An 11,977-nucleotide genomic window follows, 5' to 3' on the forward strand; every position below is an offset into this window, starting at 1 on the left:
AATGAGCGACTATAAACATACTTTGAACTTACCGGAAACACCGTTTCCAATGCGTGGCAATTTGGCACAACGTGAACCAAAAATGCTAAAAGCATGGTATGAAGACGACCTATATGGTCAAATTCGCAGTGCTAAAAAAGGTAAAAAAACCTTTATTTTGCATGATGGACCTCCGTATGCAAACGGCGATATCCATTTAGGCCATTCAGTAAATAAAATATTAAAAGATATTATTGTTAAGTCTAAAACCTTATCTGACTTTGACTCGCCATTAGTACCTGGTTGGGATTGTCATGGTTTACCAATAGAATTAATGGTTGAGAAAAAAGTTGGCAAGCCAGGCGTTAAAGTAACCGCGAGCGAGTTTCGCGAAAAGTGCCGTGCATACGCTAAAAAGCAAGTTGAAGGTCAAAAGGTCGACTTTAAACGTTTAGGTGTATTTGCCGATTGGGACAAGCCTTACTTAACCATGAACTTTGATTTTGAAGCGAATGCTATTCGTGTACTTGGTCGTATTATTGAAAAAGGCCATTTACATAAAGGTGCTAAGCCTGTGCATTGGTGTACAGATTGTGGTTCTGCTTTAGCCGAAGCCGAAGTTGAATACCAAGATAAGCAATCACCAGCAATTGACGTACGCTTTATTTTTAACGACCAAGACGCAGTAGTAAGTGCGTTTGATTTAGCCGATGGTCATAAAGGTACAGGTAAAGTTGGTACTGTTATTTGGACTACCACCCCGTGGACGCTGCCTGCTAACCGAGCAGTAGCAGTACATGCAGAATTAGAATATGCACTAGTACAAGTTGAAGATGAAGGTAAGCAGCAACGCTTAATATTAGGCTCTGAGCTCGTTAAAGATGCAATGGACCGTTTTGGTTTTAATAACTTTCATGTATTAGGTTATGTTAAAGGTGCGGCGCTTGAAAATTTACAAGTAGCACACCCTTTTTATGACTTTAGTGTTCCTGTAATTGTAGCTGAACATGTTACGACCGACTCAGGTACGGGTGTTGTACATACGGCTCCAGGGCATGGTCAAGAAGATTTCGTGGCTGGACTTGAATACAAACTAGAAGTGGCTAACCCGGTTGGCGCAAATGGTGTGTACTTACCAGACACTGAGTTATTTGCCGGTCAGCATGTGTTTAAAGCAAATGCGAGCATTGTTGAAGTGCTTAAAGAGCATGGCGCATTAATGCATCACCATGCTATTACGCATAGTTACCCACATTGCTGGCGTCATAAAACGCCAATTATTTTCCGTGCTACACCGCAGTGGTTTATTAGTATGGATCAGGCTAATTTGCGTCAAGATTCATTAAACGAAATTAAAAACACGCAGTGGTTACCAGAGTGGGGCGAAAGCCGCATTGCAAACATGGTTGAGGGCCGTCCAGATTGGTGTATATCACGCCAACGTACTTGGGGTGTACCAATTGCATTGTTTGCTGATAAAGACACCGGTGCTATTCATCCAAATACGCAAGAGTTAATTGAACAAGCAGCACAATTGGTTGAAAAGTCAGGTATTCAAGCATGGTACGATTTAGACCCAGCGACACTGTTAGGTGAAGAAGATGCTAAGCAATACATGAAAGTGCAAGACACTCTCGATGTATGGTTTGACTCGGGCGTATCGCATGCGTGTGTTGTTGATGCGCGTGAAGACTTAACTGGTCCTGCCGATTTATACCTTGAAGGTTCTGATCAGCATCGTGGTTGGTTTATGTCGTCTATGATGACATCGGTCGCTATTAACGGCCATGCACCATACCGCCAAGTACTTACTCATGGTTTTACCGTTGATGAAAACGGTCGTAAAATGTCTAAGTCGTTAGGTAATGTTATTTCACCACAAAATGTGATGAATAAACTAGGCGCCGATATTTTACGCTTGTGGGTTGCCTCTACCGATTACACCGCAGAAATGACGGTGTCGGATGAAATATTTAACCGCTCAGCAGATCGTTACCGCCGAATTCGTAACACTAGTCGTTACTTATTAGCTAACCTAAATGGTTTTGATCCAAAAACAGATCAAGTAGCTGTTAATGATATGGTTGAGCTTGATAAGTGGATTGTTGGCCGTGCAGCACAATTACAAACAGAAATTTTAGCTGCCTACGATAGCTACCAAATGCTGTTAGTAACGCAAAAGCTAATGAACTTTTGTACCGGTGAGCTTGGCTCGTTCTATTTAGACGTAATTAAAGACCGCCAATACACAGCTAAGAGTGACAGCCACGCACGTCGTTCTTGTCAAACAGCGCTGTACCATATTGCTGAAGCAATGACGCGTTGGATGGCACCAATTATGAGCTTTACTGCTCAAGAAATTTGGGAAGCATTACCGGGTGAGCGTAGTGACTACGTATTTACATCAACCTGGTACGAAGGCTTACAAGCTCCTACTAACAGCCAATTTAGTAACGATGATTGGTTAGAAATTCTAACAGTGCGCGATGAAGTAAACCGCCTATTAGAAGCTGCACGTAAAGAAGAAGTAATTGGTGCAACGCTCCAAGCAACTGTTAATTTATATACAGGCAAAGCGCTCGCAGCTAAATTATTAGCACTTGGCGACGAGCTGCGTTTTGTATTTTTAACATCTGCAGTAAACGTAACCGAAGTTGATAGCCAGCCAGCAGATACACAAACTACCGAAATTGATGGTCTTTATATTAGTGTTGCTGCAACCGACGCACAAAAGTGTGAGCGTTGTTGGCATTATAGCGCTGATGTAGGTGTTGAGCCTGCTCACCCTGAAATTTGTGGACGCTGTGTAAGCAATGTTGACGGTGAAGGCGAGCAACGTCAATTCGCTTAGGAGTTAATTAGTGAGCAAACTAGCCCAAAAAAGTGGTTTAGTGTGGCTATGGTTAAGTCTACTGCTGTTAGTAGTAGACTTTGCTAGTAAAACACTTGTTGTAAGTAGTATGGCTTATCAAGAGTCGATTAATTTACTGCCTGTTTTTAGTATTACTTATGTACATAACTACGGTGCAGCTTATAGTTTTTTAAGTGATGCAGGTGGTTGGCAACGTTGGTTTTTAAGTGCTATTGCAATTGCTATTAGTGGATTGCTGGTGTGGTGGTTAAAACGCCTGCCAGCAACTAATAAAGTATTATGCGCTGCCTATTCATTGGTACTTGCCGGTGCAATTGGTAACTTATACGACCGTATTGCATACGGTTATGTAATTGACTTTATACACGTATTTTATAAAAACTCACATTTTCCGGTATTTAATGTTGCAGATTGCGCTATTTGTATTGGTGCAGCATTATTATTATTTGACGCCTTTACAGGCGAAAGTCCGAAGGAGCATAAAGCATGAGCCAAGCTGTAATTGGTGAAAACTCACAGGTTATTTTTCATTTTTCTATTAAGTTAGAAGATGGCTCTGCTGCCGACTCAACCAAAGTGCATAACAAGCCTGCTAAGTTAACTATGGGCGATGGTAGCTTAACAGCTAACTTTGAAAAGTGCTTATTAGGCTTAAACGCAGGTGAGAGCAAAACCTTTGAGCTAGAACCAGAAGATGCATTTGGTCAGCCAAATCCAGATAACATTTACTATGTTGATCGCAGTAAATTTGGCCCAGAAACCCCAGCTAAAGTAGGCGCTATAATAGCGTTTACTCAGCCTGATGGTACCGAGCTTCCGGGTTTAGTACGCGAAGTGCAAGGCGAGTCGGTAACGATTGATTTTAATCATCCGTTAGCGGGTCAGCGTTTAACCTTTGAAGTAGATATTATTGAGGTGCAAGGTTAATGGAAATATTACTAGCCAACCCACGAGGCTTTTGCGCAGGGGTTGATCGCGCTATTAGTATTGTTGAGCGCGCTTTAGATATTTTTGAAAAGCCAATTTACGTACGCCACGAAGTGGTGCATAACCGCTATGTGGTTGACGGCTTAAAAAGCCGCGGTGCGGTATTTGTCGAAGAGCTTGATCAGATACCTGACGACAGCATAGTTATATTTAGTGCGCATGGCGTATCGCAAGCGGTACGCACCGAAGCAAAGCGTCGTGACTTAAAAATATTTGATGCGACCTGCCCACTGGTTACTAAAGTACATATGGAAGTAACCCGTGCGAGCCGCAAAGGCATAGAGTGTATTTTAATTGGCCACCAAGGACACCCAGAAGTTGAGGGCACCATGGGGCAGTATGGCAATGACGACGGCGGTATTTACCTGGTAGAAACTGTAGAAGACGTAGCTAAGTTGAATGTAAAAAATGCTGACAACTTATTTTACTGCAGTCAAACAACGCTCTCGGTAGATGATACTGCTGATGTAATTGATGCGCTGCGCGCTAAGTTCCCTGCTATTGATGGGCCGCGCAAAGATGATATTTGTTATGCGACGCAAAATCGTCAAGACGCCGTTCGCGACTTAGCCGACAAAGTAGACGTATTGTTAGTGGTTGGCGCTAAAAACAGCTCTAACTCAAATCGTTTGCGTGAACTTGCCGATAAAATGGGCACTAAAGCTTATTTAATTGACGATGCCACAAACTTGCAAGAGTCATGGTTCACTGGTGTTAATGCAGTTGGGGTAACCGCAGGAGCATCAGCACCTGAAGTGTTAGTGCAACAGGTTATAACCCGCTTAAAAGAACTAGGTGGCAATCAAGTTACTGAAAATCCTGGCGAAGAAGAGAACATTGTATTTGCTGTTCCTATTGAGCTGCGCTAATCTAAATTAAATATATATTTAATTAATTAGCTTAAAAGGGAGCCGTTATGAGCAAATCGCCACAAGTGGATGGGTTGCTTTTTTCGGCTCTTTTTAATGAGCGAGGCGTACTTGCCTCGTTAGTTGTATCGCAAGTTGTTGCTATTGTTCTGGCTTTTGCACCCAATGTAGAAGGTGATATTTGGCTTCGCCTTGGAATAATAAGCTTATTTTTACACTTAATAGTGTTAGTCAGTACCTCTTCTTTATACTTCTGTAGATTTTTTTTACAAAAACGTACTCAAACTTTTCAGTTAAGTTTGTTTTTTGTCTTTTTTTTATTATCTACATGCATTTTTAGTATTTTATTTTCTCATTTTGCTTTTGATATAGATGATACAAATAGCCTAATTTATTTCATACTTCGTAATTGTATTATAGTGGCTTTACTGACTGCTTTATTCGTCCAGTTTTTATTAATTTATTTTGAAAAAGAGCAGCAAACTAAAGCGCTTGCCCGCGCAGAGCTTGATGCATTACAAGCACGTATTCGCCCACACTTTTTATATAACAGTTTAAATACCGCTGCAGAGCTTACCCATCATGATGCAACCGCAGCTGAGCAGGCTATTTTAGCCTTAGCTGCTTTATCGCAAGCGGCAATGCGCTCAGGGCAAAGTGTGCCATTAGAGGACGAAATAACCCTTAGCAAGCAATATGTTGCACTAGAAGCATGGCGTTTTGGTAACCGCTTAAAGCTCGATTGGCAAATACCCAATGAGCTTCCCGCGCTTAATATTCCCTGTTTAACTTTGCAGCCTTTAATTGAAAATGCCGTGTGCCATGGCGTAGAGCCTAGCGAAACAGGCGCTGTCATTAAAGTTGAGCTGCATGTTACAAGTGGCTATTTAACTATTATAGTCACTAACCCAATAGCCGTGGCAACCACTAATACTCGGCCAAGTAACGGCATGGCGCTGGAAAATATTCGCCAACGACTTAATATTTATTACAAGGGTAAAGCGCAGCTCACTATTGCTAATAAAAATGGCGTATTTAGAGTAAAAGTAGTGATCCCTAAACATATTGAGAGTCAATTATGAATGTAATTATTGTTGATGATGAACCCTTAGCTAGAGCGCGTTTAGTACGTTTATTGGCGGCTCAAAATATAGTTGTACAAAATGAAGCGAGCAATGGCACAGAAGCACTTGCGTTAAGTAAAGTAAACCAGCCTGACTTAGTGTTTTTAGATGTTGATATGCCGGGTATTAATGGCTTGGAGGTAGCAAGTGAGCTTAACAAACTTGCAGTTCCACCCGCCATTGTATTTATTACCGCCCACCCTGAGCACGCGCTAGACGCATTGCAATTAAATGCGGCGGGTTATGTGGTAAAGCCTGTATCGGCGCAATCATTACAAAAAGTAGTTGAACAACTTGGGCGCTTAAATAAAGTACATATACAAAAACAACAAACAACAAAAATTACGTATCAGCTCGCGGGCACATTAAAAAGTATAGAAATGGAGTGTATTTATTATTTTGCTGCTGAAGAAAAATATACAAAAATGGTATTTAAAGGGGGCAGTGCGCTTATAGAGCAAAGTTTAAAACAATTAGAAACCCTTTATCCCACACATGTTTTAAGAGTACACCGCAATACGTTAGTAAATAAAAATAGGGTGGTTGCTCTGCACTCATTAAGTAGCGGTAGTCATGCTATTGAACTACAAAATTGCCAAGAGCTGTTAGCGGTTAGTCGCCGCGAGCTAAAAACAGTTAAATCTAGCTTGTGTTAACTCATTTACTATAAAGCTATTTTGGCAAAAACAGTGTTTATTAACCGTTTATCAACAAAATCAACCGTTAGTCTTAGTAGTTCTTGAATCTATATTTTATTTGCATACACTTATAATAAGATAATATTTATTTGGTTTTATTATGCATTTACACCCAATTAAGCGACGCAAAGGCTTTACTTTAATAGAAGTACTTATTGCCTTTATCATCCTCAGCTTTGGTTTGTTAGGCGCCGTTGCACTGCAAGCAAAAGCCAAACAAGCGAGCTTTGACTCTATGCAGCGTGCAGCAGCAGTTGCACTTGGTAATGATATTGTGCAGCGTATCCGTGCTAACGATACCATTACGTCTATTAAACTTTATGGTTCTTATAACGGCAAGGAAGCAATAAAAAGTGATAGCACGGAGACCGAATCATCAGCTTGCTTTAATAGTAGCTGTGGCTCCGAAGGTATAGTGGGTTTGGATGTCGTGCAATGGAAGCGCGCTATTAGCGCACGTAATAATACAGGCTCTTTAGATGATGCCACCATATGTATAAAGTCTACCTCAGAAGATGGCACTGGCGGGAAAGGATTCAATATTGAGGTAATTATATCATGGCAAGGGCGGCAAGAATTTACAGCAAACACAGATACAGGAAAAGTTACCTGTGGTGATGACCCTAACAATAAACGTCGATTAGTGGTATTAACTAGCTATATTTATGTGAGGAGCTAGCATGAAACAAACAGGTTTTACGCTCATAGAAGTAATGATTTCACTATTTATTGGTGGCTTGATCCTCGGCGGTGTTATGTTTACTTTTATTAGTATGAAAGTAACCACAAAAGACACTATGACAATTGGTGAGCTTCAAGAGTCAGGACGTTTAGCTATAAATATTATGCAACGCGATATAGAGCAGGTTGGTTTTTGGGGAACTTATTACGATGACTCGTTCACAGCTGTAAATACAACTGTTAGCTCTTTAGCACCCACTACAGATTGCGTTGGTGCTGATGGAACTAATAACGGCAGTTTTCCAGATTTAACCAGTAGTAGTAATTTTCGTACTATTTATGCAAAAACGACTAGGAGTAAAGATAACCTAAATTGCATAAACGATGGCATTATTCCTGCTGATAATAAAGAGACCGATATTCTTCAGCTCAAGTTTTTACAAGGTGATCCTCAATATGATGCTGTTGCAGGTACTAATACTACTAGCGATAAAATAAATTACTTTATCGCAGAACAAGAACAAGCAAGTTTTGTAACCGGTAAACATACCCCAACAAATATTAATGCAACTATTTGGCCATATAGTCATCATGTTTATTATATTAAAGAAGAAAAATATTTAGTAAACAATAAAGAAATAAAAGTCCCCGCATTAAGACGAAAACGATTAGTAAATGGAAAAATGACCTCTGAAACGATAATGGAAGGTGTTGAAAACATGCGTTTTGTATTTGGCTTAGACACTACCAATGATAGCCGAGTAGATACTTACCGCAGCATTAAAGACATGAACCCTACTGATTGGGAAAATCGAAAAGGTATTTTAACAGTACAGCTATTTTTATTGATTAGAGCGTTGCAACCCGATCCTGGAGTTAAAATTAAAAATCAAACATATATACTGGGTGAAGGTAGCGATAAACGAGAGCTAACATTTACCGATAACTACAGGCGTACGGTATTTACTACCACTATTCGCTTAAGTAATGTTGGAGGGAACTTATGGAAAATTTAAAGTTGTTACCAAATAAGCAACAAGGCGTGGTGCTTATAACAGCATTAATTATGGTAATAGCCGTAACTGGCATTGCTGTAACATTAATGAGTAGTAGCACTATAGATATTAAAATCACCAATGCAGCTCAAGAGCGTGAAGTTGCTGAAAATGAGTTGATTGGCGAAGTGCAGCGGATGATTTCGGGCGAAGCAAATAAGGGGGCAGGCAATCAGTTTTTTTTAACCCCAGACGAAGTAACCAGCATTGCATCAGGTGATGAGAGTGGCATGGTAATCGCTAAGCACAATGACATGCAAAGTAAAATGATTAACTTAAATAAAGGGGCACTCAATTTAGAATGCCCACGCCGATTTAATTTTACCGCAGGAGTATCCTGCAATATGGTGCAAGTAGCTACCACTATAGAATATGGTTCAAAAAGTAAGCATCAACTAACCATAGTTACTGGTGTAGCCCAAGAAATGGCTAGCACAGGTAAGGGGATTTAAAATGAAGTTTAAATTAAATGCAGTGTTAGCCTCATTGGTGGGGTTGGCCATAAGTATGTCGGTTATTGCTGAAGATATAGAGCTTTATGTAAATTATAATGTTGAGACAAAAGAAAAACCCCGGGTCATGATGATTTTTGATACTTCTGGAAGTATGGCTTGGGATGTTACCGATGGAGAGCAATGTTATCAATGGGATGGAGGTTCAACAAGTTCCCCTCGGTTTTATCAAAGTACATGTTTTGAGAGCTCAGGCTCTCGCGATACAAAAGATTGCTTCAAAAAAGCTAACTCAGGCACCAAGCGAGGTCGATTTTATAATGGGCCAACAACAAATGGGTACGATTACAGTTACAGTAACAATTACTATGACAATACATGTAATGATAGTCGGCTAAACGTTGCACAAAATGCGATTAAACAATTAGTTAATGATAATGATGATATTGATTTTGGCTTAATGCGCTTTAATGGAAGTGACGGTGGCTATGTTTTAGCAAGAATTGGGACCGAAAAAAAATTCTTGCTAGATAAAATAGAAGGGTTGCCTGCAAACGGTGCAACGCCTTTGACTGAAACATTATGGGAAGCTTATTTATACATAACAGGCCAAAAAGTATATTACGGCACTAATATAAACGAACGTGACAAAACAGCCGAATCTTCTGGGTATTATAAATCGCCTTTTATCCCAGTTACCGGTGAGCCACTTAGATGTGATAACAGTATTAATATTATCTTAATGACTGATGGAGACCCAAGTAATGACTCCAACAGAAATGATGATATTTACGATCTTCATCGCGACTATTTTTCTGAAAACCCACCTGTTGTTAGTAATAGTTATTTAGCAGCCCTAGCTAAAATAATTCATGGTACTGATGATGTGGAAGTCGATTTATATAAAAACACTAAGAATGTACTTGATATAGGCCGTGTATTTCCTATTGGCTTTGGTACAGGTATGAGTAATTCGGGTAAAAATTTACTTACTGAAACTGCTGATTATGGCGGTGGTCAATATTTGCATGCAAATACTGCTGCGCAGTTGTCTGATGCACTTAAAAATACAATTTCGCGCATTCGAGAAGTGAACGACAGCTTTTCATCGCCTTCTGTAGCGAGTAACAACGTAGATCAAACCCGTAGCCGCGATGCGATTTACTTTGCGATGTTTTATCCCGAAACCGGTGCGCGCTGGCGTGGTAATTTAAAAAAGTTGAAAGTTTCGGGTGATCAAATAGTTGATTCAAAGGCTAAGGGAGCGCTGGATGATAATGGCTTAATTAGCAAAGATGCAAAAACGTTCTGGCTGCCAAGTAATCAGCCTGCTGATGGTAATGCAGTAGCGCAGGGTGGGGTTAATTTACATTTAACTACTTTAGATACCCAAAGCCGTAACCTATATACCGAGAACCAAGGAGCGCTTGTTAAATTTAGCCCTACAGTGGTAAGTGATATTCTTAATACGACTCCAGATAATACACTTAGCTTAGCAAGTGATGATATAAAATGGGCGATGGGGGTTGATGTTGATGATGAGGACAGAGACGGCTCAAAGCAAGACCAACGACAAGATATTTTTGGCGATCCGCTGCACTCTAAACCTGTAGCAATTGATTACGGTAATGATGACGTTCGTTTGCTTATTGGCACCAATGCTGGCTTTTTACATATGTTTAAAGACGCAGGAAATACAGTGAGTGAGAGTTGGGCGTTTATTCCCTCTGCGCTATACAAGATTATTAAACCACTGCGTGAAAACCAGGCTGAAACTAAAGTTTATGGCATGGATGGAGCAATCAGTGTTTATTTTAGTAATAAAAGTTTAAACGGTGAAGGATTAAATGACGGCATTATAGATGCAAGCAAAGGCGATGAAGTATGGGCTTTTGCAGGAATGCGCCGTGGTGGTAAAAACTACTATGCACTAGATATTACAGCACCAAATGCTCCGAAAAAACTCTGGGATAAACCAATTGAAGGCGGGAAAGGTGACTTTACTGAACTTGCTCAAAGTTGGTCTAAACCACAAATAGCCTACATAAAAGCATTTGGCGATAAGCCTCTACTGGTATTTGGTGCTGGTTACGATACAAATAAAGATGCTGCTATTCGTAGTGAGGATAAGACTGGCCGCGGTATTTATATTGTTGAAGCTAAAACAGGTAAAAAAGTTTGGGCATTAACACCCGGTGAAAATGGCTTTACAGGCAAGCACAGTATTGCAGCCGATTTAACCACACTCGACTCTGATTATGACGGCTATATAGATAGAATTTATGCGTCAGATACAGGTGGTAATATTTGGCGGATTGATATGCCGGGCAGTGATACTAGTGAGTTCAGCCATTTTAAATTAGCTGAGCTAGGTAGTACAAGTGCTACCCAAGATAGGCGTTTTTTTTACAAGCCATTAGTTGCGCGCACTATGTTTAGTAAAGTGACTCAAACCACCGGCGAAAAAGGGGAAGTAGTTACCACGCGCTTAGATACTCCTTACGATGCCATAGTTATAGGTAGTGGTAATCGCTCTAAACCGACTGATACTAATGAGCAAGATCAGTTATTTATGATTCGAGATGAAAATACAGTGACTAAGTCATTTAAAACAAGGGCACCAGCAACAATCAAGGCATCTGATTTAATGCTGATGAATAGCGACCCATTTGGTAATTTATTAGACGATGTAGATGGGTTTATTGAACTAGAGGCTAATTTAGCTAAAGTTAAAGGTTGGCGATATGAATTAGCAACCGGTGAAAAATCACTTGCCGCAGCTACAGTTGTGGGCGGAGTGGCTTATTTTACCTCGTTTACCCCGGCTTCAGATACAGCAACAGTAAACCAGTGTTCACTTAGTGGTGGTGGAGGCTCACTGTATGCGTTTCACTTACTTTATGGTACTAAGGTATACGACGAGCTGAAATTTTCGACCAGTTATGACGTACCCGATACCCCGCAACTGTACTTTGGTGAAGGACCGTCGTGTTCTGATGGCAATGGTGATGGTAAATGTGACGATAACCCGACCGTTGATGTTAAGCAGGAAAGCCAGTTTTATTTAATTGGCCCGGGTATAAAAGGGAAAGATGCTCAAAACCCAATGAGACCAGTGGATGTTATTGGGCCGGGGTTAAAAGTAGTAGACGGAAAAATACAGCTGGTAAGTAGCGAAGCTGTCGGTTTTGGTTTTAAAACCCAGCAAACTTACATTTATAAGCGCGAAGAAAACGACGAAATCAAATCTAATTAAGATG

General features: G+C 40.4%; 10 protein-coding genes. All 10 read left to right on the top strand.

Features of this window, described 5'->3' with window-relative positions:
* The first annotated feature begins 1 nt into the window (after position 1).
* The gene (gene ileS / locus PNIG_RS04805) at positions 2-2,830 is read left to right on the top strand and encodes an isoleucine--tRNA ligase (RefSeq protein WP_089367921.1); all 2,829 of its coding nucleotides are present in this window, start codon (positions 2-4) and stop codon (positions 2,828-2,830) included.
* Positions 2,831-2,840: 10 nt separating this feature from the next.
* Positions 2,841-3,341 carry a signal peptidase II gene (gene lspA, locus PNIG_RS04810; protein WP_011327609.1) on the top strand — a complete coding sequence of 167 codons (501 nt, stop codon included), beginning with the start codon at positions 2,841-2,843 and terminating at the stop codon, positions 3,339-3,341.
* On the top strand, positions 3,338-3,778 hold the full coding sequence (fkpB, locus tag PNIG_RS04815) for an FKBP-type peptidyl-prolyl cis-trans isomerase (RefSeq protein ID WP_011327610.1): 441 nt from the start codon (positions 3,338-3,340) through the stop codon (positions 3,776-3,778). The genes lspA and fkpB overlap by 4 nt, the downstream gene beginning before the upstream one ends.
* Complete coding sequence (gene ispH / locus PNIG_RS04820) at positions 3,778-4,707, top strand: 4-hydroxy-3-methylbut-2-enyl diphosphate reductase (RefSeq protein ID WP_089367922.1); 930 nt, start codon at positions 3,778-3,780, stop codon at positions 4,705-4,707. Before fkpB ends, ispH begins: the two co-directional genes overlap by 1 nt.
* A 47-nt stretch (positions 4,708-4,754) precedes the next feature.
* Positions 4,755-5,789 (top strand): sensor histidine kinase, encoded by a 1,035-nt coding sequence (locus PNIG_RS04825; RefSeq protein WP_089367923.1) that lies wholly within the window; start codon positions 4,755-4,757, stop codon positions 5,787-5,789.
* Complete coding sequence (locus PNIG_RS04830; RefSeq protein ID WP_089367924.1) at positions 5,786-6,487, top strand: LytR/AlgR family response regulator transcription factor; 702 nt, start codon at positions 5,786-5,788, stop codon at positions 6,485-6,487. Before PNIG_RS04825 ends, PNIG_RS04830 begins: the two co-directional genes overlap by 4 nt.
* A 142-nt stretch (positions 6,488-6,629) precedes the next feature.
* Positions 6,630-7,208 carry a type IV pilus modification protein PilV gene (gene pilV / locus PNIG_RS04835; RefSeq protein WP_089367925.1) on the top strand — a complete coding sequence of 193 codons (579 nt, stop codon included), beginning with the start codon at positions 6,630-6,632 and terminating at the stop codon, positions 7,206-7,208.
* Between the two features lies 1 nt (position 7,209).
* Positions 7,210-8,226 (top strand): PilW family protein, encoded by a 1,017-nt coding sequence (locus PNIG_RS04840; RefSeq protein ID WP_089367926.1) that lies wholly within the window; start codon positions 7,210-7,212, stop codon positions 8,224-8,226.
* Positions 8,214-8,717 (top strand): pilus assembly protein PilX, encoded by a 504-nt coding sequence (locus PNIG_RS04845; RefSeq protein WP_089367927.1) that lies wholly within the window; start codon positions 8,214-8,216, stop codon positions 8,715-8,717. Before PNIG_RS04840 ends, PNIG_RS04845 begins: the two co-directional genes overlap by 13 nt.
* Position 8,718: 1 nt before the next feature.
* Positions 8,719-11,973, top strand: a complete 3,255-nt coding sequence (locus tag PNIG_RS04850; RefSeq protein ID WP_089367928.1) for a pilus assembly protein — start codon at positions 8,719-8,721, stop codon at positions 11,971-11,973.
* Positions 11,974-11,977: the final 4 nt, after the last annotated feature.

The organism is Pseudoalteromonas nigrifaciens, assembly GCF_002221505.1.
GTDB lineage: Bacteria > Pseudomonadota > Gammaproteobacteria > Enterobacterales > Alteromonadaceae > Pseudoalteromonas > Pseudoalteromonas nigrifaciens.

Excerpts from the sequence above, each read along its gene's own strand:
- ileS (WP_089367921.1), top strand. The coding sequence starts at position 2 with ATGAGCGACTATAAACATACTTTGAACTTACCGGAAACACCGTTTCCA.
- fkpB (WP_011327610.1), top strand. The coding sequence starts at position 3,338 with ATGAGCCAAGCTGTAATTGGTGAAAACTCACAGGTTATTTTTCATTTT.
- ispH (WP_089367922.1), top strand. The coding sequence starts at position 3,778 with ATGGAAATATTACTAGCCAACCCACGAGGCTTTTGCGCAGGGGTTGAT.
- PNIG_RS04825 (WP_089367923.1), top strand. The coding sequence starts at position 4,755 with ATGAGCAAATCGCCACAAGTGGATGGGTTGCTTTTTTCGGCTCTTTTT.
- PNIG_RS04830 (WP_089367924.1), top strand. The coding sequence starts at position 5,786 with ATGAATGTAATTATTGTTGATGATGAACCCTTAGCTAGAGCGCGTTTA.
- pilV (WP_089367925.1), top strand. The coding sequence starts at position 6,630 with ATGCATTTACACCCAATTAAGCGACGCAAAGGCTTTACTTTAATAGAA.
- PNIG_RS04840 (WP_089367926.1), top strand. The coding sequence starts at position 7,210 with ATGAAACAAACAGGTTTTACGCTCATAGAAGTAATGATTTCACTATTT.
- PNIG_RS04845 (WP_089367927.1), top strand. The coding sequence starts at position 8,214 with ATGGAAAATTTAAAGTTGTTACCAAATAAGCAACAAGGCGTGGTGCTT.
- PNIG_RS04850 (WP_089367928.1), top strand. The coding sequence starts at position 8,719 with ATGAAGTTTAAATTAAATGCAGTGTTAGCCTCATTGGTGGGGTTGGCC.